The 22,071-nt window shown below is 37.2% G+C and carries 26 protein-coding genes and 1 tRNA gene; 16 read left to right on the top strand and 11 right to left on the bottom strand.

Annotated features, from left to right (window positions below):
• Positions 1-117: 117 nt before the first annotated feature.
• The 8 genes from Q763_RS00850 to Q763_RS00815 all read left to right on the top strand — a co-directional run bounded on the left by Q763_RS00850 (position 118) and on the right by Q763_RS00815 (position 5,660).
• The gene (locus tag Q763_RS00850) at positions 118-1,011 is read left to right on the top strand and encodes an EamA family transporter (protein ID WP_035130022.1); all 894 of its coding nucleotides are present in this window, start codon (positions 118-120) and stop codon (positions 1,009-1,011) included.
• A 36-nt stretch (positions 1,012-1,047) separates the two neighbouring features.
• Positions 1,048-1,401, top strand: coding sequence for a DoxX family protein (locus tag Q763_RS00845; protein ID WP_035130019.1), 354 nt, complete (start codon positions 1,048-1,050; stop codon positions 1,399-1,401).
• A gap of 202 nt (positions 1,402-1,603) precedes the next feature.
• Positions 1,604-1,882, top strand: a complete 279-nt coding sequence (locus tag Q763_RS00840) for a DUF2805 domain-containing protein (RefSeq protein ID WP_035130016.1) — start codon at positions 1,604-1,606, stop codon at positions 1,880-1,882.
• A 139-nt stretch (positions 1,883-2,021) separates the two neighbouring features.
• The gene (locus Q763_RS00835) at positions 2,022-2,297 is read left to right on the top strand and encodes a DUF2089 family protein (RefSeq protein WP_035130013.1); all 276 of its coding nucleotides are present in this window, start codon (positions 2,022-2,024) and stop codon (positions 2,295-2,297) included.
• 4 nt (positions 2,298-2,301) lie between these two features.
• Positions 2,302-2,889: a hypothetical protein gene (locus Q763_RS00830; RefSeq protein ID WP_035130010.1), complete on the top strand. Its 588-nt coding sequence runs from the start codon at positions 2,302-2,304 to the stop codon at positions 2,887-2,889.
• Between the two features lie 6 nt (positions 2,890-2,895).
• Positions 2,896-4,275, top strand: a complete 1,380-nt coding sequence (locus Q763_RS00825) for an alpha/beta hydrolase family protein (protein WP_035130007.1) — start codon at positions 2,896-2,898, stop codon at positions 4,273-4,275.
• Positions 4,276-4,483: 208 nt separating this feature from the next.
• On the top strand, positions 4,484-4,831 hold the full coding sequence (locus Q763_RS00820; RefSeq protein ID WP_035130004.1) for a hypothetical protein: 348 nt from the start codon (positions 4,484-4,486) through the stop codon (positions 4,829-4,831).
• A gap of 106 nt (positions 4,832-4,937) precedes the next feature.
• Positions 4,938-5,660, top strand: a complete 723-nt coding sequence (locus tag Q763_RS00815) for a DUF4369 domain-containing protein (RefSeq protein WP_035130001.1) — start codon at positions 4,938-4,940, stop codon at positions 5,658-5,660.
• A gap of 265 nt (positions 5,661-5,925) precedes the next feature.
• Here the strand turns inward: Q763_RS00815 and Q763_RS00810 are convergent.
• The 5 genes from Q763_RS00810 to idi form a co-directional block, all read right to left on the bottom strand.
• Positions 5,926-5,999: transfer RNA gene (locus Q763_RS00810), tRNA-Thr, on the bottom strand.
• Between the two features lie 79 nt (positions 6,000-6,078).
• Positions 6,079-6,345: a hypothetical protein gene (locus tag Q763_RS00805; RefSeq protein WP_035129998.1), complete on the bottom strand. Its 267-nt coding sequence runs from the start codon at positions 6,343-6,345 to the stop codon at positions 6,079-6,081.
• A gap of 55 nt (positions 6,346-6,400) precedes the next feature.
• Complete coding sequence (locus Q763_RS00800; protein WP_035129995.1) at positions 6,401-7,363, bottom strand: type I phosphomannose isomerase catalytic subunit; 963 nt, start codon at positions 7,361-7,363, stop codon at positions 6,401-6,403.
• A 29-nt stretch (positions 7,364-7,392) separates the two neighbouring features.
• The gene (locus Q763_RS00795; RefSeq protein ID WP_035129993.1) at positions 7,393-7,803 is read right to left on the bottom strand and encodes a 6-pyruvoyl trahydropterin synthase family protein; all 411 of its coding nucleotides are present in this window, start codon (positions 7,801-7,803) and stop codon (positions 7,393-7,395) included.
• A complete protein-coding gene (gene idi, locus Q763_RS00790) occupies positions 7,803-8,336 on the bottom strand; it encodes an isopentenyl-diphosphate Delta-isomerase (protein WP_035129991.1) in 534 nt (177 codons plus the stop codon). Before idi ends, Q763_RS00795 begins: the two co-directional genes overlap by 1 nt.
• Positions 8,337-8,476: 140 nt before the next feature.
• On the opposite strand from idi, the gene Q763_RS00785 reads away from it, so the two are divergent.
• Entirely contained in the window at positions 8,477-8,869 is a 393-nt protein-coding gene (locus tag Q763_RS00785; RefSeq protein ID WP_035129988.1) for a DUF1398 domain-containing protein, read from the top strand.
• Here Q763_RS00785 and Q763_RS00780 read toward each other — a convergent pair.
• Positions 8,859-10,505: a serine hydrolase domain-containing protein gene (locus Q763_RS00780; RefSeq protein WP_035129986.1), complete on the bottom strand. Its 1,647-nt coding sequence runs from the start codon at positions 10,503-10,505 to the stop codon at positions 8,859-8,861. The two genes, Q763_RS00785 and Q763_RS00780, sit on opposite strands and share 11 nt — an antisense overlap.
• A gap of 98 nt (positions 10,506-10,603) precedes the next feature.
• On the opposite strand from Q763_RS00780, the gene Q763_RS00775 reads away from it, so the two are divergent.
• Positions 10,604-11,275 carry a hypothetical protein gene (locus tag Q763_RS00775; protein ID WP_035129983.1) on the top strand — a complete coding sequence of 224 codons (672 nt, stop codon included), beginning with the start codon at positions 10,604-10,606 and terminating at the stop codon, positions 11,273-11,275.
• Between the two features lie 63 nt (positions 11,276-11,338).
• On the opposite strand, the gene Q763_RS00770 is transcribed toward Q763_RS00775, so the two are convergent.
• A complete protein-coding gene (locus Q763_RS00770; RefSeq protein WP_035129980.1) occupies positions 11,339-12,895 on the bottom strand; it encodes an NAD(P)/FAD-dependent oxidoreductase in 1,557 nt (518 codons plus the stop codon).
• Positions 12,896-12,963: 68 nt separating this feature from the next.
• Here Q763_RS00770 and Q763_RS00765 point away from each other — a divergent pair, with 68 nt between their 5' ends.
• Positions 12,964-13,437, top strand: a complete 474-nt coding sequence (locus Q763_RS00765) for a hypothetical protein (protein WP_157499250.1) — start codon at positions 12,964-12,966, stop codon at positions 13,435-13,437.
• On the opposite strand, the gene Q763_RS00760 is transcribed toward Q763_RS00765, so the two are convergent.
• A complete protein-coding gene (locus Q763_RS00760; protein ID WP_035129975.1) occupies positions 13,416-14,486 on the bottom strand; it encodes a DUF2891 domain-containing protein in 1,071 nt (356 codons plus the stop codon). The two genes, Q763_RS00765 and Q763_RS00760, sit on opposite strands and share 22 nt — an antisense overlap.
• A 95-nt stretch (positions 14,487-14,581) precedes the next feature.
• Between Q763_RS00760 and Q763_RS00755 the strand changes: the two genes are divergently transcribed.
• Positions 14,582-14,818, top strand: a complete 237-nt coding sequence (locus Q763_RS00755) for a hypothetical protein (protein WP_035129972.1) — start codon at positions 14,582-14,584, stop codon at positions 14,816-14,818.
• An 87-nt stretch (positions 14,819-14,905) separates the two neighbouring features.
• On the opposite strand, the gene recQ is transcribed toward Q763_RS00755, so the two are convergent.
• Complete coding sequence (recQ, locus tag Q763_RS00750; protein WP_035129969.1) at positions 14,906-17,104, bottom strand: DNA helicase RecQ; 2,199 nt, start codon at positions 17,102-17,104, stop codon at positions 14,906-14,908.
• A gap of 88 nt (positions 17,105-17,192) precedes the next feature.
• Between recQ and Q763_RS00745 the strand changes: the two genes are divergently transcribed.
• The 4 genes from Q763_RS00745 to lptB are packed head-to-tail and all read left to right on the top strand — an operon-like array spanning position 17,193 to position 20,162.
• Complete coding sequence (locus tag Q763_RS00745) at positions 17,193-18,158, top strand: KpsF/GutQ family sugar-phosphate isomerase (RefSeq protein WP_035129967.1); 966 nt, start codon at positions 17,193-17,195, stop codon at positions 18,156-18,158.
• A gap of 4 nt (positions 18,159-18,162) precedes the next feature.
• Positions 18,163-18,993 carry a twin-arginine translocase subunit TatC gene (gene tatC / locus Q763_RS00740; protein ID WP_232297487.1) on the top strand — a complete coding sequence of 277 codons (831 nt, stop codon included), beginning with the start codon at positions 18,163-18,165 and terminating at the stop codon, positions 18,991-18,993.
• Positions 18,994-18,995: 2 nt separating this feature from the next.
• Positions 18,996-19,352 carry a carboxymuconolactone decarboxylase family protein gene (locus Q763_RS00735; protein ID WP_035129964.1) on the top strand — a complete coding sequence of 119 codons (357 nt, stop codon included), beginning with the start codon at positions 18,996-18,998 and terminating at the stop codon, positions 19,350-19,352.
• Between the two features lie 24 nt (positions 19,353-19,376).
• Entirely contained in the window at positions 19,377-20,162 is a 786-nt protein-coding gene (gene lptB, locus Q763_RS00730; protein ID WP_035129961.1) for an LPS export ABC transporter ATP-binding protein, read from the top strand.
• Between the two features lie 44 nt (positions 20,163-20,206).
• Here the strand turns inward: lptB and Q763_RS00725 are convergent, their stop codons facing one another.
• Positions 20,207-20,509, bottom strand: a complete 303-nt coding sequence (locus Q763_RS00725; protein WP_052123168.1) for a hypothetical protein — start codon at positions 20,507-20,509, stop codon at positions 20,207-20,209.
• Between the two features lie 145 nt (positions 20,510-20,654).
• A complete protein-coding gene (locus Q763_RS00720; protein WP_035129955.1) occupies positions 20,655-22,064 on the bottom strand; it encodes a hypothetical protein in 1,410 nt (469 codons plus the stop codon).
• Between the last annotated feature and the right edge of the window lie 7 nt (positions 22,065-22,071).

The raw sequence follows: 22,071 nt of genomic DNA, 5'->3' as shown, positions 1-22,071 counted from the left end.
AAGATGTAAGTTATTACCTATAACTATATTTTTAGTTGATTTATTATACTACGCATAAACATTGTTTTAACTATATGATAAATCTTAAGTATTAACTTTGCATCGTTATCTGGAAAAATGGGAAAAAATATATTAAAAGGCGTTTTTTTGGTGGGTCTTGGCGCTACCAGCTATGGCATGCTCGCCACCATGGTTAAACTATCCTACAAACAGGGATACACTACTGCCGAGGTTACTTCTTCACAAATGATTTTGGGAATCATAGGAATGCTCATTATTAACTTTTACCAAAAGAGAAATAAAAACACTCCGGCTGTAAAGGCTACCAATAAAAATAAACTTCACCTTATAATCGCCGGAACCTCTATGGGCTTTACCAGTGTATTTTACTACTTAGCTGTTGTATACATTCCGGTTTCCATAGGTATAGTACTCCTTATGCAAACCGTATGGATGGGGGTTGTACTGGAAGCTCTCCTTACCAAAACCTTACCCTCATTTCGAAAGGTAATAGCTGTTATTATAGTACTTGCCGGAACCATAATGGCAACCAACTTACTTAATACAACTGAGGTTCCCGACTGGCGCGGTATAGTATTGGGACTTTTAGCCGCCGCGGCATTTACCGCAAATATGTTTACCGCAAACCGTATAGTGGTGCACCTTCCGCCATCAAAGCGCAGCCTGTATATGCTGTATGGAGGCGCAGTTATAGTACTTACTTTTACCACAATAACATGGCCCGGAACTTACAATTTTGACATCTTTATAAAATGGGGACTAGTTCTTGCCATCTTTGGGACTATTATACCTCCGCTACTTTTAAACAAAGGTTTTCCCCTTACAGGTATAGGGCTGGGCAGTATAGTATCGTCACTGGAACTTCCGGTATCGGTAACCATGGCTTTTATCCTTCTACAGGAAAAGGTAACCCTCATACAGTGGGTAGGAATTGTACTTATTATACTTGCCGTAATAATTATGAATATAAAATACCGAAGGGATAAATAAACTCAAATTAAGTATCTTTATATAAAAAGAAAACTTATGAGCTTACCCTGGCATTTATACCTTATGGCAGCACTGTACATTTTTGCCGGACTCAATCATTTCAGGGTTCCTAAAATGTATACTAAAATTATCCCGCCGCTGTTCCCTTCTCCAAAAACACTCAACGTTATTGCAGGAGTAGCCGAGGTTGTTTTGGGTATATTATTATGTATTCCTAAAACATCTGGTTATGCCGCACTTGGAATCATGGCTTTACTTATTGCTGTTTTTCCGGCAAACGTTTATATGTACATAAACGACAATGCATCATTAGGTTTATCTAAGCAAATAAGGTTTATTAGACTTCCGCTACAGGTTGCACTGTTGTATTGGGCCTACTGCTATATCTAAAAACAGGAAGCGACATTGCATACCTTTAAAAAAACTTAACCATTATGTAATATTTTTTTTAAATAATACAACGCTAACCCCCTTACTGTTAATTAGTTTTAAAAAAACACAAAAATTACCTACAAACTTAAAATCAATTATTTTTTTTAGTAATATTGATTAAACTTTAAAACTTATTTTTTGATATTAATGTTTTCATCTGATGAAAAAGAGTAACCGTACGGAACTTGAAAAGGAAGCTATAGACAGAATAGTTTCTTTGGCTCAGGAAGAAAGAAAGCCGTTTGAAGAAATTAAAAAAGAATTTGGTTTATCCGAGAAGGAAGTAACTGAAATTATGAAAAAGAGACTGCCCGCCGACAATTTTGAATTGTGGAAGAAAAAGGTAGCCGGAAAGAAACCAAAACCAAAGTCGCAAAACTTTAGCGCCTTGGAGGACGACGATTTAGACTCAAAATATTATTTTAAAAACAAATTTTAATTTTATTAAACTCCCTTTTAAACAGGGAGTTTTTTTATGCCTTAATTTAAACCAAAGTAAATTTTATTTTTAATTTTTTTAAATATAACTTTAATTTTATTAATATTGCAATACAATTTATTTAAAACAACTTAATGTTATGGCAAAACTTCCTGTTATATGCCCCAGTTGCGAATCATCACTAAACGTATCGCAGCTTAGCTGCCCGGAGTGCAACACCAGCGTGAATGGTAACTTCCCGCTTCCGGTATACTTACAGCTTTCGCAGGACGAACAGAGTTTCATACTTCAGTTTTTCCTTACCAGTGGCAGCCTAAAGCAAATGGCTTCTCAAATGGGCATAAGCTACCCTACCGTTAGAAACAGGCTGGATGATCTTATTGAGAAAATCAAACAATTACAACAACAGCATTAATACCATGAAGAAAATATTATTTAATCCTTTTGAAAAATACAGCGAAACCCGGTTATTTATTTTTGGAATGGCCGCCGCAGTACTTTCAACTTACTTAAGCTATATATTCAATGCCCGGTTTGACGGAGCGATAGATATGCATCTGGTTAAAAACATTACAATAAAGCAGGCTATTACAGATAATATCATCAATATCGCTTCCCTTTTTGCAACATTGTACGCTATTGGGTTTTTCATTAATAAAAGAGTAAGACCTATAGATATTTTAAATACCGTACTGGTAGCACGAAGCATATATTGCATTATGCCCTTTACACACTTTGCAGCAGATACGCTGGAAGAATTTGCAGTCAAAACAGCTAAAATCAATCCGCTGGATCCAGCACCTATATCTTTCACCGCTACCGAAATTATAACCATATCTATAGTAGCCTTATTAGGAATTATAACCCTTATATGGACAATAGCATTACTATATAACGGCTTTAAAACAGCAACCAATTTAAAAACCATAACACATAAAGTATTATTTACCATCGCCATTATACTGGCAGAGGTACTTTCAATACTTTTTATCACAGCATTAAACTAACTGATTATGAAAAAACTCTTTACACTTATAATTTTAATGGCAACAACATTTGCCATAGCTCAGGATATTACAGGCACCTGGAACGGTAAGCTTGAATTTCAGGGAGTACAACTTAGAATGGTTGTAAACATTTCGCAAAATGAAGCCGGAGAATATAACGGCACCATGGACAGCCCGGATCAGGGAGCTAAAGGTATCCCTTTAAGCAATATAACTTTCAGTAACAATTCATTGGCTTTCTCTGTACCTGCAGCCGGAGTTCAATATAAAGGAGATTTTAAAGACGGGAACATTAACGGAACTTTTAGCCAGGCAGGCTCCAGCCTTCCGTTAAACTTATCTAAGGGTTTAGGTGTAAACCGTCCGCAGGAACCGAAAGCTCCATTCCCTTACCAAAGTGAAGATATTACCTTTAAAAATGAAAAAGATGGTATTACACTGGCAGGCACACTAACCCTTCCTGAAAAAACGGGTAACTACCCTGCAGTAATACTAATTAGCGGGAGTGGCCCAAGTAACAGAAACGAAGAAATAGCCGATCATAAACCCTTTTTACTTTTAGCAGACCACCTTACCAAAAACGGTATAGCTGTACTTCGTTTTGATGACAGAGGGGTTGGCAAATCTGGAGGAGATTTTCAAAAAGCTACCAGTGCTGACTTTGCTACCGATGTAGAAGCTGCTTTTAATTACCTGAAAACAAGACCGGAAATAAATAAAAAGAAAATCGGTTTACTGGGACACAGCGAGGGTGGTATGATTGCCCCTATGGTTGCCGAAAAGAACAAGGATGTTGCTTTTGTAGTGCTTCTGGCAGGGCCCGGTATTAAAATTACTGAACTAATGACACTTCAAACTTACACATTAGGAAAACTATCCGGACTTACAGATGAGGTTTTGGCATCGAGTAAGGCTCAAAACAAAAAGATATATGATGTGGTTATTAACGAGAATGACCCAAAAATCAGAAGAGAGAAAGTAACTGCATTATTTAAAGCAGATATGGGTCCCGACCTTGCCGCTCAGGGTGCGACAGAGGAACAAATTGACAGATATGCTGCATCTGAAGCACAGGGCATATTAAGTCCGTGGTTTGTTTACTTTTTAAAATACAACCCTGAACAGGCGCTAAAAAATACAAAATGCCCAATACTGGCTCTTAACGGATCTAAAGATGTACAGGTAACCCCGGATGAAAACCTTAACGGAATTAAACTGGCTACTGCTATAAACAAAAAAGTAACTATTAAAAAACTGGACGGACTTAATCACCTTTTTCAGGAATGTACAACAGGACTACCGCAAGAATATGGTAACATAGAGCAAACTATGTCTCCGGCAGTTTTAAGTGAAGTTTCAGGGTGGATAAAACAACAGGTAAAATAATTTTAAAAAAAGTAACAATTAACTGTAACATTATTATGTTTTCTGCTACTAATTTTAAAACTGTATAAAAAAACAACTATTATTAAATAAAAAAACCAATTCAAAAAAGCTTAAAAAACAACAGTTAATGCTTTGGTATACAAAAAATTACTATATTTAGACTCTTAAAAAAGCTGCACACCTTTAAACAATTAAAACCTTACTGAACATGAAAGCTTTATTTATTATATTTTTTATGGGACTGAGTTTTACCGCTCTTGCAAACAATGGCAATAATGGTAATGACAACAAAACCACTCCAAACCCTACAGAAAACAATACTGTACTTTCCAAAACAGAACAGGAAACTAAAAATGCTAAGGTTGCAAAAACAGCTACTACAGCATCTGCTGTAAAAACTGAAGAGGCTACACCTGTTAAGCCGGTTTCTAAAAAGCAAACATCAAGAGTATGTACAACCGGAACAGAAGTCCCTGGGTATGGTATAAGCTCATTTTTTGTAGAACTGGTTCATACAGGGAATATCAAACTGGTAAAAATGTTATTAGACGATTAACCAAAAAAACTTATACATAAAAAGCAGCCTTAAGGCTGCTTTTTTTATTTACATAAAGCGGTAAAATTTTATTACTTTGCGAAAAATTTAACCGCAGTATTGATTTATGAAAAAAACTATTTTAGCCCTGTTTGCAGCAACTGCACTTTTTGCCTGTAAAGAAGAACATAAAGCCGGAACCAACCTGCATATATCAGGAAATATAAAAGGTTTTAAACAGGGTAAGCTTTACGTAAAAAGAATAGTAGACACTAACCTTGTGACTCTGGATAGTATTATCATTAACGGCAACTCTTCATTTAATAGTGATTTAAATATAGAAGAACCCGAAATGCTATACCTTATTTTAGACAGGGGACAAACCAATTCTGTAGACAATCAGCTTCCGTTTTTTGCTGAGCCGGGTGATATAACAATTAATTCAGACATTGAAGGTTTTTACAGCCGTGCTAAAATTACAGGTTCAGAGAACCAAAAACTATATGAAAGCTTTTTGGAAATTAAAAAGCGCTATACTAATATGAACCTTGACCTTATGGAGAGAAACCTTGAGGCCACAAAAACAGGAAACACTCAGCAACTTGACAGCATTGAGAAAGCGAGTGAAAAAATAACTAAAACAAGATACTTAGCAACTATAAACTTCGCTCTTAATAACGCAGATAAGCCAATAGGCCCTTATATAGCACTTTCTGAGGTGTATGATGCTAACATCAAACTTTTGGACACTATACAAAAAAGCATGTCTCCTGAAATTGCAAAATCGCATTACGGAAAAATGCTTACCGAGTTTATTGATAACAGAAAAAAAGAGGATACAGTACAATAAAACTCTTTCTTTAAAATATGAAAACAGCAAGGTATGTGCCTTGCTGTTTTTTTTACAGCTATTACGCAAAAAGAAGCGTTTTAAAACACTTTTTATCGTTAGCAACACATCTTAATTCATTTTATCGAATCCTCGTTCTAAAACCGCTTTTTCACAATCCTGAAATAAAAAATACTATGAAGAAGATAATACAGAAATATCACATGAATACGGAAAGGCTACAAAAAACAAAAACCGCTTCATTTCTGAAGCGGTTTTTTTATTGAGCCGATGGAGGGACTCGAACCCACGACCTGCTGATTACAAATCAGCTGCTCTAGCCAGCTGAGCTACACCGGCATCTCAATACGGGTGCAAATATAAGACTGGTTTTGAATTTTCCAAAAAAAAATTTGCACTTTTTTATTGAAATTTTTCCTTACAGCGCATTGATTTTTGCAACAAGCTGACCAGCAGATTCTTCCAGTTCTTTATTTATTTTTCTGAAATGATCTTTTTTATTTTCAACGTTTTTAGCGTTAATTTTTGTAATTAAATTATCAAAAACAGTAATTGCCTCATCTATAATAGCTTCTGACTCCTGAGTTGGTTTTCCCTGAGTTGTCATCTCCCAAATGTAAACTGCCTCGATAATATCTCCTAAAACGTAATTAATGTCTTTTTTTAAAGTTCTTACACTTGCCATCTTTATTTTGATTTTAAATTCTTCGCAAAATTACAACTAATTTTCTCCTTCTCTGTTAAGAAATACATATTTCTAACAAAGTAGCTTCTCCCTTTAGCGAGAAATCCTTTAAGGCTGCAGGCACCAGTATCGTATCTCCTTTTTTAAATGAATATGATTTTCCGTTATCTTCAAAGGTATATTCACCCTCTGTACATATATATACTGTAAAGCTGCTACCGTTTTTATTTACATTAGCCTCTCCTTTTAACGGAAAATAACTGGTTGTAAAATAAGGGCAGTTTACCATTACATTAGTACTGTTTTCTGTTTTAGTATAGTGCTTTTGGGTATCGGTAGTATCGTAGTTCATAGCATCAAGCGCCTGCTCTACGTGCAACTCTCTTGATTTCCCCTGCACATCTACCCTGTCCCAATCGTATATACGATAGGTTATATCTGATGTTTGCTGTATCTCAGCTATAACAATTCCGGCACCTATGGCATGTATAGTTCCTGTTTCAAGAAAAAACACATCTCCTTTTTTTACCTTAACCTCATTAAGTATCTCAATAAGATTTTTGTTATTTAAGTGTTCAACATATTCCTCCGGACTAGACTTTTGCTTAAAACCTACAATAATCCTGGCACCCTCATCGGCCTGCATAACATACCACATTTCGGTTTTCCCGAAAGAATTATGGCGTTGCTTAGCCAGTTCATCATTAGGATGTACCTGTATTGACAAATCATCTCTTGCATCAAGAAACTTAAACAATAACGGAAACTGAGTCCCAAACTGCTCATGTACTTTTTGCCCCAGTATTTCCTGCGGAAACTGCTCTAACAATTCACTCAACGGTTTGTTTTCATATACACCCTCACTAACTACACTTACATCTCCGGGCACAGCCGAAAGTTCCCAGCTCTCCCCTGTAGTTTGTGTTGGTATATTTTTCCCAAGATCAGACTGCAGCTTAGTGCCTCCCCAAATCCTGTCTTTTAAAATCGGTTCAAAAATTAGCGGATATAATTCCATTTGAGTATCTTATTATTAATATAGTTGCTTTAGTTACCGCGGTAAGTAACAAAGTTTCTTGGCGTTTCATATAGTACCACTTCAATATCCATGGCAGCATCAATACGCTTTCTTATTTTATTCCAAATTACTACCACTATATTTTCGGCAGTAGGATTTAAATCCCTAAACTCAGGTACGTCAACATTTAGGTTTTTATGATCAAAAGGCTGCTCTACCTCATCATTAATAATATCCTTAAGCACCTTCATATCTATAACATATCCGGTTTTAGGATCAATATCTCCCGTAACACTCACTATAAGCTCATAGTTGTGCCCGTGAAAATTAGGATTGTTACATTTCCCGAAAACAGCATCATTTTGCTCGTCGCTCCAGTCTTTGCGGTACAGGCGGTGCGCGGCATTAAAATGTGCTTTTCTGCTAACAGTTACTCTCATTAGTTAGGTAATTTATGATCTTCCAGATAATGGTAAAACTCGTCAAATATGATTCTGAACCAAACTGTGTAATGCTCCGGATGATTTTTCATATCATCCCTCACGGCATCAATGCTCATCCACTTCCAGCTTTCAGCCTCTTCGGTATTAATATTAGGTTCGCCGTTATAATATCCTATCATAACATGATCCAGTTCATGCTCGGTAAGACCGTTATCAAAAGGAGCCTTATATATAAAGGAGAACAGTTCTTTTAGTTCTGTTTGGAATCCCATTTCTTCCATAAGCCTGCGGTTACCTGCCTGGATATTAGTCTCCCCTTCACGCTGATGGCTACAGGTAGTGTTTGTCCACAGCAATGGTGAATGATATTTATCGGCTGCTCTTTGCTGCAGCATAATCTCATTTTTGGAGTTCAGTATAAAAACCGAAAAAGCACGATGCAGCAACGCTTTTTCATGTGCCTCCATTTTTGGCATAAGCCCTATTTGCTCGTCTTTTTCGTTTACAAGTATTACTTTTTCTTCTGTCATGATATTTTAATAGCTTTCAAAAATAAGAAAATATTAGCGGAAAAGCAGCCTGTTGGCAATTTGGCTTATTTTGTTAATATTTAAGGTTATATAATTACACATCAATCTTTTACGTACCTTTATATTAAAATTTAAAGAGTATGTTTACAATTGACCAAATTGAAGAAGCGCACTCTAATGTTAAAAGTGGTGCCGATTTCCCCCAATACATTCAGGACCTAATAAAGCTGGGCGTTATTCGCTACAACACCTATGTAAGAGACGGTCATACCGTATACTGGGGCTGTGACAATTACAGAGTACAGTCTAACCCAAAATACGATAACCTTGAAGTTACAGACTCAGGTAATCCCATTGATTTTATCCATCACCTCAATGCCCATCAGGCAGGCGAAACCGATTATAAGGCTTTTTGCCAACACGCCGCTCAGGATGGTGTAGACAAATGGGTAATAGACATGGTAGCCATGACCTGTATTTACTATGATAAAGGTGGACATAAGCTACATGAAGAGGAAATCCCTATTCCGTAACCGGTACTTTTACAAATTCAATATTTCTGGCCCTTTCATGTGACAGCAAAAAGCCTGTAATAAAACCTTCACTATCTCTTACAAAAGACAAGCCTCCCCAAGGGCTAGTTGCTTTATCTTTTTCTTTTATAGTGGCAACATGTACCTCATCGACTCCCTGTGGCCTGAACACCAACAAGCCGTCTTCTATATAGAATTCATAGTTTACATTGAGTACTTTTGAGTAATATTCCCCTAAATAATCATCAAAATCAGGCAACTGATAGTCTCTCTCAAAAACATACTCCCCGTCTTCCTGGTTCACCTTTAATAAATTTGCCGTTCCGTTATTTATATCAATAAACTCAAAAAAGATCGGGTCTCCGTCTATCTTAAATTTATTAGTTCCTGTCTGCACAACAGGATAACCACCTCCGTCCCATTTCTGTATAACATAGAGAACACCGTCTTTAACACTAACATTAAAGAACAATCCCAAGTCAGAACCATAATCTCCTTCATATTGTTTTAAATCAGTTTCACTAACGGGGTCAAAAATCGGTGGCTCTTCTGCTTGGACAACCTCTTTTTTAACCTCTTTTTTATATTTCAAATTTAACAAGCTGCTCAATGCAGGTTTATTAAACTCATAAACACTTACATTATCATTATTAGTAAATATTGCAACAGTTACTCCCTGCTCCGGGAAACACTCTACCACAGTATGAAAACCATCAACATCACCCCCATGCTGAATACGCTTTACCCCATAGTAATCTCCTGTAAATAATCCTTTTGTAGAAAAATTATTATTACCCAAATCATAAAACTCTTCATTAAGCATACGATTCCAAAAGGCAGTACCAAATTTTTTTTGAGTATGCATTTCAAACAGCCACTTTTGCATATCCTGCGCCGAAGAAACAACGCCCGCTCCTGCTATTAGATATTCTTTTTGCGGTTCAACTTCATAGCCTTCATCTGTTTCCACATAGCCTCTTGACATATGTTTTACTGAGTACGGATCGTAAGTATATTGAGTATTTTTCATTTTTAAAGGTCGAAAAATATTCTCCTGAGCAAAATCAATAATTGATTTACCTGATACTTTTTCTATAATCCTTACCAAAAACCAATATCCTGAATTGGAATAAGAAAAAGTACTTCCCGGTTCGAAGTCAAGCTCCTGCACTCTAAGCATATCTTCTACCATTTCATTTGTATAATCTTTATTATCATGTCCTCTCAACATAGATAATGCTAAGTAGTCTTTTATACCACTGGTATGATTTAAAAGATGAACAATGCTAATAGTATTAGCATACTCAGGAAAATCAGGAAAATATTTTGATAATTTATCCTCAAGGCTCAGCTTGCCCTGCTGTTCCAGCATAACAATACAGGCAGCGGTAAACTGTTTTGATACAGATGCCATACAAAACAGCGTTTTGTCGTCTATTTTTTTATTGGCTTCAATATCTGCATAACCAACATTTCTGCTATAGAGAACTTTGCCGTTTTTTGCAATACTAACAGAAACACCAGGCACAACACCCTGATCGTAAACAGATAAAACAGAATCGATTACTTTAAAGTTATTTTGCGAAAAAGCAATAAGAGGCAACAATACCAGGAGTAAGGCTGATATTTTTTTCATAGATTATTTTTTCGCTAATATAACAAACAAACTTTCACCGTACACAACTGTAGCTAATTAGTGTAATTTATTAATTTTACCCACTTAAAACCAAATTTATGAAACCAACCTTAAAAGTACTGTTACTTATCAGTTTTGTATTACTTGCAGCATGCAACAATTCTTCTGTAAAACCAATTGATGAAGAAGAAGGCTTTGATTACGGACGAATAAGAAATGAAAAATACATCAACACCTTTTTCAATCTTGAAATGAATGTCCCTAAAGACTGGCATCCGCAAAACAAGGAAGAAATAAAGGAGCTAACAAATGAAGGAAGAAAGATTGTTGCCGCGGGTGACAAAAATACCGAAGCCCTTATTAAAGCTACTGAAATAAGTACAGCTTCCCTTCTGGTTGTTTTTAAGTATGATGATAAAGATGATTTTACAGATTACAACTCTAATTTTATGCTGATAGCAGAAAATGTTAAAAATATCTCTACAAAAATAACAGCTGAGCAGTACCTTAATCATGCCGTTATGCTAATCAAGAAAAGTTCTTTAACAGTAACAGAATTAGACAAAGAGTTTGAAAAAAGAACAATAAACAATATTGATTTTTACCAAACAACCATTACTATAGATGTTGAAGGCGTACCTGTTTACCAAACTTACCTGGTCACAATAGAAAACAATTTCGCTCTATCATTAGTATACTCCTACCTCAATGAAGAACAGAAAAACGAACTTGAAGAAAAGGTAATAAATACAATAAAGCACAAAAAATAGTTTTTATCACACATAAAAAAAGCAGCCTATTAAAGCTGCTTTTTTTTGCAATATCTAGATTATTTATTTAAGCTCTTCCGCACATTTAATGGCACATTTCTCCCCGTCTATAGCGGCAGAGATAATACCTCCTGCATAACCCGCACCTTCACCACACGGGTAAAGTCCTTTTATCTGTAAGTGTTCCAGCGTATATGGATCACGTGGTATACGCACCGGTGATGAGGTTCTTGATTCGGGAGCATGAAGTATAGCATCATTAGTTAAGTACCCTCTCATGGATTTACCAAAATCCACAAACCCCTGTCTCATTACCTGAGTAATGAATCCCGGAAATACCTGTCCCAGTTCAACCGAAGTTGTTCCCGGCACATAAGATGTTTTAGGAATATCGGCAGATACTTTGCTTTGCGTAAAATCAATCATGCGTTGTGCTGGTACCTTTTGGGTTTCACCTGCCAAATGCCATGCTTTTTGTTCAATGCTCTTTTGGAATTCCATCCCTGCAAGCGCTCCAAACTTGGCAAAAGGTTTAAAATCTTCCAGTTTTAACTCTACCACAATACCCGAATTAGCCGTAGCCTGATCCCTTTTAGAAGGCGACCATCCGTTTGTAACAACCTCTCCCGGACTGGTAGCACAAGGTGCAATTACACCTCCCGGACACATACAAAAGGAATACATCCCCCTGCCGTTTACCTGTTTTACTATACTGTAAGGTGCTGGCGGCAGGTAATCTCCCCTAAAATCGCAACTATACTGTATGCTGTCTATTAAGGTTTGCGGGTGCTCTGCCCTTACTCCAAGCGCGAAAGGCTTTGCTTCTATGAAGATTTTTTTACGGTCCAGCAATTCAAACACATCCCTTGCAGAATGTCCGGTTGCCAGTATTATTTTTTTGGCATTGATTACTTCATTATTCTGAGTAACCACACCTTCAATTTCGTTATTTTTCACCAGTATATCAGTTACACGGGTATCAAAAAGCACCTCGCCGCCAAACTCAATAATCTTTTCACGCATGGATTTGATTATCTTAGGCAGTTTGTTGGTACCAATATGCGGATGCGCCTCTACCATTATATTATCGGCAGCACCAAAAGCCACAAAAAGTTTCAGGATACGGTCTACATCACCACGTTTTTTAGAACGGGTATACAGCTTCCCGTCAGAATAGGTTCCGGCACCACCCTCACCAAAGCAATAGTTGGAATCTTCGTCCACAATATGTTCTCGGTTAATAGCTTTAAGATCACGCCTGCGCTCCTGTACATCCTTACCCCTTTCTATAACAATAGGCTTAATACCAAGTTCAATAAGTTGCAGCGCTGCAAATAACCCGGCAGGCCCTGCCCCTACTATAATCACTTCCTTACTATTAGAAACATCTTTATAGTCAGGCAAAGGAATAGTGGTTTCGGTATACGTTTCCTTCCAGTATACAGCAAGCTTAAGATTTATTTTAACAGCCTTTTGGCGCGCATCAATAGAGCGCTTTACAATAGCGACATGATTAATCTCATCAGGACTAACCTGCATAAGCTTAGCAACATGCTCTGTAAGCAAATGCTGCTGTGCGGCAACCTCTGGGGCCACCTGTATCTGGAGTTCTCTTGGCATGTCGCAAAAATAATTATTTAATTTATTACTTTAGGTGTTTAATTTTATATCCATAATAAACACTTCACATGCGAAAAAAGTTAAATCTATCGTTAATCTTTTTTTTCACATTGATTATGATAACTTCATGCTCAAAAAAATTCTATACAGGAAGATACTCAACTAATTTCCCTTCATATGGAATGTTTAGCCAGTCTATCGAATTAAAAGAAGACAGTACATTTATTAAAAATTTCAGAGGAGACATGATGAATGACAACTCTGTAGGAACCTGGAGTATCAAACAAGACACTTTAATTCTTGTTTTTGATACTATAAAAAACCCTAAATCAAGATATAAAGGAACAGAAATCTTTAAAATAAAAAACAAAAAACTAATACCCCCGGATAACGATTGGATTATAACCAATCTTAAATCAAAAAACATCTGGGACACTCTATCAAATAAGCAGAAAAGAGAACTCAAAAAAACTATTAATTTAACTCCTAAAGATTTTAAGGGAACAATGCGAAAGCAATATTACATTTTAAGAGATAAATAAGCCTTCTCTTCAAAAGCATGAAGCGCAAATGAAGCTAACCAGTGTTCACCTTCATAATTACCATCTACAATAGCCGGTAACGAATAATTAAAATGATGATTGGCTAACGGAATTAAATGACCAAACTGTTTTGGGTACTGACTTGCCAGCCTATACATATTCCAGGCACGGCTAAAGTTAAGTCCGTCAAGATGCACAAGGTGACCGTCATTCCTGTCGGACACCTCACCCGGTTCCCAGTTGTAGTTTTTATCAAACAATTGCTTTGCAAAACCTTTAAGCCATTTTAAAAAGTCTTTTTCAGGCATTACGCGTTGCATTATTGCCATTTCCTCCATACATGGCGAAAGAAAATCAGTGCCGCTTGGTTCCCAGTCAAAAGGGCAATCGGTATCATTTTTAAACAGACGTAAGGCATTTTCCTTAATAACACGTTGCAGTTCTGCATTACCTGAATACACGGCATAATCCCATGCCAGCGACATCCCAAAGGCAGTGTTTGTATGTGTACCTACCCTAACCGGATAGTTAAGCTTTGGCAGGAATTCTATATATCTTTCAGTTATCAAATCGGCCAGAGGCTTTACATTAGCAGCCAGTTTTTTCACCTCAGCAACCGGAGATCTTTCCAACTCCAACTGAAGCTTTAAAAGCCATGCCCAGCCATAGGTACGCTCAAAGGCTTTTTCATGCCCCTTACTCATATAGGCTACTTCCTGCTCAATATTAGCTTTACTCAAATTTACCTGTAGCTTACTTATAATCTCTTCTTTCCTGTCAATATCAGGAAACTTACTAAGCAGATACACTAAGCTCCAGTGCCCGTGTACCGAAGAATGCCAGTCAAAACAACCATAAAAGGCAGGGTGCAGTTGTTGGGGCGTACCCAACTCGGAAGCATCGGCAATAAGCTGTCCCATTTTATTAGGAAACTCCTGTTGCATACATTTTAACGGTAGTCCGGCAAGGCCGTTGGCTCTTTCTAAAGTTAGCTCCTGTGCAAAGGAAACCGAAGTAATAAATAAAGCAGTAAGTATATAGTGTTTCATGCTAATTATTGATATAAGGTTATAAATATAAAAACTTTACCCAGAGAATAAAACCTACTTTGTAACTTTACCCTCCCTAACTGCAACAATTACACATGAGAAAAATAAAACTGATATGGGATTTTAAAGGGCCTGCAGGAGCTAAAACCGCAGAACACCATGAAATTCATTTAAAAGAATATATAGCCATAGAAAAACTACCTTTAAACATTACAGGTTTTAAAGCAATAAGCGATATGCATGCCATAGCTTATATGGTAGTTACCGATGAACACATGATACAGGTGCGCGATGCACTCAAACCTCATCGTGGCGAACTCTATGAAGAGTAATCAGTGATTAAACTGAAAACTAAATATCATAAAAAAGCCCCGAGAAATCTCAGGGCTTTTGTTTTTATCATTTTATATATTGCTAATTTAATTAGCAACTTCACTTATAAACTTAATACGCATAAGCCTTAGCTCTTCGGTATCATAATCACCGTCAAACTCTTTAAGTGCATCCTTAATATTGTCAGATTCTGATTCCATGTAATATTCATGAATTTCTTCCTGCTGATCCTCGTCCAGTATTTCATCAATCCAATATTTTATATTAAGCTTGGTACCCGAATACACTATCTGCTCCATTTCTTTAAGCAGGGCATCCATATCCAAACCTTTCGCACTGGCAATATCACTCAACGGAAGTTTCCTGTCCACATTCTGGATAATATACAACTTAAGTGCAGAGTTAGCCCCTGTAGATTTTACCACAAGATCATCCGGCCTTACAATATCATTATCCTCAACATAGCGGGCAATAAGGTCGGCAAATTCTTTACCGTACTTTTTAGCCTTACCTTCACCTACACCGTGTACATTACTCAGCTCGGCAACACTAACAGGATACTTTAAAGCCATATCTTCCAGCGAAGGGTCCTGGAACACCACAAACGGCGGAACTCCCAGTTTTTTGGCTACCTTTTTACGAAGGTCTTTAAGCATATTTACCAAAGCCTCATCAGTAGTACCTCCACCGGATTTTGCTGCTGTTACTGTCGCATCATCACTATCGTCACCGTAGTCATGATCTTCTGTCATCATAAATGACACAGGATTCGCAATAAACGCTTCACCTTTTGGCGTAAGCTTAAGCACTCCATATGTCTCAATATCTTTAGACAGATAATCTTCTACCAATACCTGCCTAATAAGCGCCATCCAGTGCTTATCATCATACTCCTTACCTTTCCCAAAGAAAGCCTGAGAATCGGTTTTATGAGCCTTTATAAGCGCATTAACCTTACCGGTAAGTGTAAATATTATTTCTTTAGACTTATACATCTGCTTGGTATTCTTAACCGTTTCCAGTAAAATTACCACCTGATCTTTAGCCTCTGATTTCTTTTTAGGATTACGAATATTATCATCCATATCGGCACCTTCGCCATTCACTTCGTCAAACTCCTCACCAAAATAATGAAGAAGGAATTTTCGTCTTGACATTGAAGTCTCGGCATAAGCAACTACTTCCTGCAACAGTGCAAAACCTATTTCCTGCTCTGCCACGGGTTTGCCCGACATGAATTTCTCCAGCTTCTCTATATCCTTATACGAATAGTAAGCCAAACAATGCCCTTCACCTCCGTCACGACCGGCTCTACCCGTTTCCTGATAATAGCTTTCAAGCGACTTTGGTATATCATGGTGAATTACAAAACGAACGTCCGGCTTATCGATACCCATACCAAATGCAATGGTTGCCACTACCACATCTACATCTTCCATAAGGAACATATCCTGATGCTTGGCACGTGTTTTAGCATCCAGTCCGGCATGGTAAGGCACGGCACTAATACCGTTTACCTGCAATACCTGTGCTATTTCCTCCACCTTTTTACGGCTCAAACAGTAAATAACTCCCGATTTGCCTTTGTGCTGCCTGATAAACCGAATAATATCAGACTCAACTGTTTTAGCCTTTGGCCTTACCTCATAATAAAGGTTTGGTCTGTTGAATGATGCCTTAAACACATTAGCGTCAGACATGTCAAGGTTTTTCAGTATATCTTCCTGCACCTTAGGTGTAGCCGTTGCGGTAAGCCCTATAACAGGTACATCGCCCAACTGCTTTATAATACTCCTTAAATTACGGTATTCAGGCCTGAAGTCATGCCCCCATTCTGATATACAGTGTGCTTCATCTATCGCTACAAAAGACAGCTTAACACCTCTTAAAAAAGTAACATATTCTTCCTTAGTAAGCGATTCGGGCGCTACATACAAAAGTTTGGTAATACCGTTAGTGATATCACTTTTTACCTGGTTCACTTCTGTTTTTGTAAGGGAAGAATTTAAAACGTGTGCTATCCCCTGTTCTGACGAAAGACTTCTTATGGCATCCACCTGGTTTTTCATCAGCGCGATTAATGGGGAAACTACAATCGCTGTTCCATCGAGCACCAAAGCAGGCAACTGATAACACAGTGATTTTCCGCCACCTGTTGGCATTATAACAAATGTATTTTGTCCCGTTATGATACTTTTTACAACACCTTCCTGGAGACCTTTAAATTTGTTAAAACCAAAATATTTTTTTAACTCTTTGTGTAAGTCAATTTCGGTCGATTTCATTATTTATTAATAGTAATTTACATAAATTTGCAGAACATAAAGATACAAAAATCTTTAATACGCGCAACTTTTTAAACATTTCACAATCTTGATAAATACACAGGCAATACTGGATTCAGCCAGAAAAACCATACTTACTGAAAGCGAGAGCATTGCTAACCTTGTAAACTACCTTGATGAGGACTTTGCAAAGGCTACCGGTATAATCCACCAGAGTAAAGGCAGACTGGTTGTTACCGGAATTGGCAAAAGTGCCATTATAGCCAGCAAAATTGTCGCAACGCTTAACTCTACCGGAACCCCATCTCTTTTCCTTCATGCAGCCGAGGCTATTCATGGTGATTTAGGAATGGTACAACCGGGAGATGTTGTTATTTGTATTTCTAAAAGTGGCAACAGTCCTGAAATCAAAGTGCTCGCTCCGTTATTAAAACGCGACGGCAACATACTTATTGGCATGACTGCAAATAAAGATTCTTTTTTAGGAAAAGAATCCGATTATGTACTTCATGCGTATGTAGAAAGTGAAGCCTGTCCTAACAACCTGGCACCAACAAACAGCACTACAGCACAGCTCGTTTTGGGCGATGCGCTTGCCGTATGTCTTATGGAGCTTAACAACTTTAAAAGTGACGATTTTGCCAAATACCACCCTGGTGGCGCACTGGGCAAAAAACTGTTATTGCGCGTAGGCGACATGCTGGACGACACTCACAAACCTGCAGTATTGCCAGACAGTAGTATTAAACAGGCTATTTTTGAGATATCGGCAAAAAGACTTGGTGTTACAGCCGTATTAGAAGGTGAAAAAGTTGTAGGTATTATTACCGATGGTGATATAAGAAGAATGCTTAACGACAGGGATAACATTGCCGGAGTTGTAGCTAAAGATATAATGACGCACAACCCAAAAACAATAAAACCAACCGAAATGGCAGCAGATGCCCTTAACACTATGGAAAATTTTGCTATCACCCAGCTGGTGGTAGAGGAAAACGGAGAGTATAAAGGTATACTGCACTTACATGATATTTTAAAAGAAGGAATAGTATAAATAAATGGCCAAAGACGCTAAAAAAACAACCACAGGAGAAATGTCTTTCCTTGACCATCTTGAAGAATTAAGATGGTTATTGATTAGAAGTACATTAGCAATATTAATTTGCGGAGTTATAGCTTTTATCTTCAGTAAATTCATTTTTGACAATATCATATTTGCTCCGGCAAGCGGAGATTTTCTTACTTACCAGTTTTTTTGCGACCTGGCAAACAAATACGACTTAGACAAAAGTTTTTGTATCACCGAACTGCCTTTCAAAATCCAGAGTAGACGTATGGACGGTCAGTTCTCAACTGACATCTGGACCTCGATAACAGCCGGTTTTATTTTAGCCTTCCCTGTAATTTTATGGGAATTCTGGAAATTTATACGTCCGGCACTTTATGACAGAGAGCGTAAATATGCTATGGCATTTTTATTTTCTGCCTCATTACTGTTTTTCCTTGGAGTTCTTTTTGGTTATTTTATTATCGTGCCTCTTTCTATCAACTTTTTAGGTAATTACAGCATTAGCAACATTATCGAAAATATGATTGACATTGACTCTTACATCAGCCTTATAAAAACCACTGTTATTTCATGTGGTCTGATTTTTGAGTTACCTATAATTATATACTTCCTGTCAAAAACCGGCTTGGTTTCTGCTGAGTTTTTGAGGAATTACAGAAAATATGCCTACGTGATTATGCTTATTGTCGCTGCTGTAGTTACTCCGCCTGATGTTGTAAGTCAGGTTATAGTTACAGTACCACTGGCAATACTATATGAACTGAGTATATTTATTGCTGTAAGAATTGGAAAGAAAAGTGAGATAACAAAAGCTAATTAGAGATGAGCGATATAGTACAGGAATTTAACGACTACCGCCAGAAAATGAATGACAAGCTTCTGGCAGATAACAATAAAATAATAAAACGTATCTTTAACCTTGACACAAATGCCTACATGGAAGGCGCTCTTGATGTTAAAACAAAAGAATTGCTGGGGCTTGTGGCATCTGCAGTATTACGTTGCGACGACTGTGTAAAATACCATTTAGAGACCTGCTACAAAGAAGGACTAAACAAAGAAGAGGTTATGGAGGCCCTTAGCATTGCAACCCTGGTAGGCGGCACAATAGTGGTTCCCCACCTTAGAAGAGCTTACGAGTTTTGGGAAGCGCTTGAAGAAAAGGGACAGGGCGAATAATATTAAAAAAAAGAAATTTAAGACATGATCTTAAGAGCTGACAACCTAGTCAAAACATATAAAGGCCGAAGCGTTGTAAAAGGTATTTCGGTTGAGGTAAACCAAGGAGAGATAGTAGGACTACTGGGACCTAACGGTGCCGGAAAAACCACATCTTTCTATATGATTGTTGGACTTGTAAAGCCTAACAGCGGAAAAATATACCTGGACAATATGGATATTACCGATTACCCTATGTACAAACGTGCTCAAAATGGTATTGGTTATCTTGCTCAGGAGGCTTCGGTTTTCAGAAAGCTTAGTATTGAAGACAATATATTGAGTGTATTACAGCTTACAAACCTGTCTAAACAAGAACAGGAAGCTAAAATGGAAGCCCTTATAGACGAATTCTCACTACAACATATACGTACTAACCGAGGCGACCTTTTATCGGGTGGTGAGCGACGCCGTACAGAAATTGCCCGTGCACTGGCAACCGACCCTAAGTTCATCCTTCTTGATGAGCCTTTTGCCGGTGTTGACCCGGTAGCGGTTGAAGACATTCAGCGTATTGTAGCGCAGTTAAAAAATAAAAATATAGGTATTCTTATTACCGACCATAACGTACAGGAAACTCTTGCCATTACCGATAAGACTTACCTAATGTTCCAGGGAGACATCCTTAAGGCAGGTGTACCCGAAGATCTTGCCAGCGACGAAATGGTACGTAAAGTATATTTGGGACAAAACTTTGAATTAAGAAAGAAAAAACTGGACTTCCAGCAACAAACAACTCCGTCTACAGTCCCTGACGAAGAAAACTTTTAATATAAGTAAATAAAAAACGGCCTTAAAAGCCGTTTTTTTATTTATTATTTCATTAAAAATCCCTTAGGAGCAAAAAGCTTAACTTTATCATACATATTAAGATAAAGCACTTTTTTTACAGTATCTCCTTTTATTTCCACTTCATAAATATCCAAAAGCCCCATCCCCATCATCGCATTTTTTGATTTAAAATGACAGCAACTACCTCTTCGAGTATACTTTACAGCTTCACCATTAGGCCCTGTTAGCCTGTTGAGATAATCACGGTCCATTTCCGGTCCATCCATAACACCTCCTACCTTGATTGGATTTTTTTCAGAATAACCATAATCATCAGCAACCTGCATTTTGGAGCCCGATGATTTTGAAGACGAACAACCTACAAGAATAGCTGCTGTTAATAAAAAAAGAGTTTTGATTTCATAGTATAAATAAATTTGGTTGTAGTCAATTATAAAAAACTAACATTAGCCTTCCCTGCTAATGAAAATGTTATTTTTTCATTTTCTGATAAGCCTGACTGTTTTTCATCTCATTTTCTTTATCATTCTCTATAGTTCTGAAAGCTTCATCAAAATCGTAATTAAAGTTATCTTTTAAATTCTTGATTCCTAACTTCTCTAAACAATACATGCACCTCAATAAAGATTTCTCTGAAGCATCTTTATCATAATTAGCTGTTAACCAAAAAAGCTGAGCAGCAAAATCATACACCCCTAAATCCATAGCGATATCGGCATATTCAAAAACATCCTTTAAACGTTCATCCTTATTTTTAAAAAGGGTTGACATCTCAAATCTCCTATACAACAGATAAGCCTCTTTACCTGTATTAGCCCTTATATCCATATTATACAAAGGATTAGCAGCATAAATAGCAATTTTAGCCTTATCCCATTCTGCCCTGTCTTCCAACTTCACTTTCCCCTCTTTAACACCTTTTGCATTACCCGAAAAGTAAACCTCATACATTGTCCAGGCAGAATTAGGGTACTGACTTAAAATAGCCTTATAAACCGCAATAGCATCATCATAATTACCTTTATCATGAAGAACAATACCCTTCCCTATTTCCTGCTGCAACTGATCATCAAAAATACCAAGCCTCTGGTTTATTTCCCGAAGATAAACTGTCGCTGTAGCAGTATTTTCTGAAAACATAGGCAAAATCTCAGCAAACTTATAGGCATAATCAAATTCTCCCTGACTCATTAGCATAAGGATTTTAGTTACAGGTATTATCAGATTCCCCGAACTCATCTCCATTGTAGCTCTCCAGTAATTATGATTATTATCGGTAAGGCTTTTTATATTTTGTTTTTTAGAGAAATCCAGTTTTGACAACTCAATCCCAAAATCTTTTACTCCCTTAAACTTATCTTCAACACTACTTTCAAAAGCAATTAAAACCGGTAAATGTTCAGCAGCCCATTGTTTATTAAGTAAAACTTTTTGAGCTAAATCGGCTTCCTCATACGCCTTTACTATTTTATCATAAGGTGATGCAATTTCTATTTCTTCAAAATTCTTACCTACATTAAAACCTATCGCCACAGGAAAGTCAATAAACTTAGCCCTTCCCATTTTTACTGCTCTTAACTTTTTAAGTATAGCATTAACTTTATCAGCATCAAGCATAGGCTTAGAATAGACTTCAAAATCGGCATCAGCATCTTTATGCAATGTAACCATTACAGCAAGTCGGTAAGATTCCGGCAAGGCATTCCCTTCCTCTTCAACCTTATCCATTAATGCTTTAACACCTGTCATAAACTCATCGGTATCAATATTTACTTCGGCAATCGTTTGATCACCTAAAATTGCTACTGTTAATTTGGAATCCTGAGAAAAACCCGTTAAGCTAACCAAGAGTGTTAGCAGGCAAATAAGTGTAGTTTTCATTTTTTTG

The sequence above is a fragment of the Flavobacterium beibuense F44-8 genome (genome assembly GCF_000769915.1).
Classification (GTDB): domain Bacteria; phylum Bacteroidota; class Bacteroidia; order Flavobacteriales; family Flavobacteriaceae; genus Flavobacterium; species Flavobacterium beibuense.
This window is presented reverse-complemented; position numbering and strand designations above follow the sequence as displayed.

Excerpts from the sequence above, each read along its gene's own strand:
- Q763_RS00720 (WP_035129955.1), bottom strand. The coding sequence starts at position 22,064 with ATGAAAACTACACTTATTTGCCTGCTAACACTCTTGGTTAGCTTAACG.
- Q763_RS00830 (WP_035130010.1), top strand. The coding sequence starts at position 2,302 with ATGAAGAAAATATTATTTAATCCTTTTGAAAAATACAGCGAAACCCGG.
- Q763_RS00850 (WP_035130022.1), top strand. The coding sequence starts at position 118 with ATGGGAAAAAATATATTAAAAGGCGTTTTTTTGGTGGGTCTTGGCGCT.
- Q763_RS00795 (WP_035129993.1), bottom strand. The coding sequence starts at position 7,803 with ATGAGAGTAACTGTTAGCAGAAAAGCACATTTTAATGCCGCGCACCGC.
- recQ (WP_035129969.1), bottom strand. The coding sequence starts at position 17,104 with ATGAAATCGACCGAAATTGACTTACACAAAGAGTTAAAAAAATATTTT.
- Q763_RS00725 (WP_052123168.1), bottom strand. The coding sequence starts at position 20,509 with ATGCAGGTTGCTGATGATTATGGTTATTCTGAAAAAAATCCAATCAAG.
- Q763_RS00805 (WP_035129998.1), bottom strand. The coding sequence starts at position 6,345 with ATGGCAAGTGTAAGAACTTTAAAAAAAGACATTAATTACGTTTTAGGA.
- Q763_RS00765 (WP_157499250.1), top strand. The coding sequence starts at position 12,964 with ATGCGAAAAAAGTTAAATCTATCGTTAATCTTTTTTTTCACATTGATT.
- Q763_RS00845 (WP_035130019.1), top strand. The coding sequence starts at position 1,048 with ATGAGCTTACCCTGGCATTTATACCTTATGGCAGCACTGTACATTTTT.
- Q763_RS00770 (WP_035129980.1), bottom strand. The coding sequence starts at position 12,895 with ATGCCAAGAGAACTCCAGATACAGGTGGCCCCAGAGGTTGCCGCACAG.
- Q763_RS00800 (WP_035129995.1), bottom strand. The coding sequence starts at position 7,363 with ATGGAATTATATCCGCTAATTTTTGAACCGATTTTAAAAGACAGGATT.
- Q763_RS00735 (WP_035129964.1), top strand. The coding sequence starts at position 18,996 with ATGAGCGATATAGTACAGGAATTTAACGACTACCGCCAGAAAATGAAT.
- Q763_RS00835 (WP_035130013.1), top strand. The coding sequence starts at position 2,022 with ATGGCAAAACTTCCTGTTATATGCCCCAGTTGCGAATCATCACTAAAC.
- Q763_RS00755 (WP_035129972.1), top strand. The coding sequence starts at position 14,582 with ATGAGAAAAATAAAACTGATATGGGATTTTAAAGGGCCTGCAGGAGCT.
- Q763_RS00760 (WP_035129975.1), bottom strand. The coding sequence starts at position 14,486 with ATGAAACACTATATACTTACTGCTTTATTTATTACTTCGGTTTCCTTT.
- Q763_RS00780 (WP_035129986.1), bottom strand. The coding sequence starts at position 10,505 with ATGAAAAAAATATCAGCCTTACTCCTGGTATTGTTGCCTCTTATTGCT.
- Q763_RS00840 (WP_035130016.1), top strand. The coding sequence starts at position 1,604 with ATGAAAAAGAGTAACCGTACGGAACTTGAAAAGGAAGCTATAGACAGA.
- Q763_RS00815 (WP_035130001.1), top strand. The coding sequence starts at position 4,938 with ATGAAAAAAACTATTTTAGCCCTGTTTGCAGCAACTGCACTTTTTGCC.
- idi (WP_035129991.1), bottom strand. The coding sequence starts at position 8,336 with ATGACAGAAGAAAAAGTAATACTTGTAAACGAAAAAGACGAGCAAATA.
- Q763_RS00775 (WP_035129983.1), top strand. The coding sequence starts at position 10,604 with ATGAAACCAACCTTAAAAGTACTGTTACTTATCAGTTTTGTATTACTT.
- Q763_RS00785 (WP_035129988.1), top strand. The coding sequence starts at position 8,477 with ATGTTTACAATTGACCAAATTGAAGAAGCGCACTCTAATGTTAAAAGT.
- lptB (WP_035129961.1), top strand. The coding sequence starts at position 19,377 with ATGATCTTAAGAGCTGACAACCTAGTCAAAACATATAAAGGCCGAAGC.
- Q763_RS00820 (WP_035130004.1), top strand. The coding sequence starts at position 4,484 with ATGAAAGCTTTATTTATTATATTTTTTATGGGACTGAGTTTTACCGCT.
- Q763_RS00825 (WP_035130007.1), top strand. The coding sequence starts at position 2,896 with ATGAAAAAACTCTTTACACTTATAATTTTAATGGCAACAACATTTGCC.
- tatC (WP_232297487.1), top strand. The coding sequence starts at position 18,163 with ATGGCCAAAGACGCTAAAAAAACAACCACAGGAGAAATGTCTTTCCTT.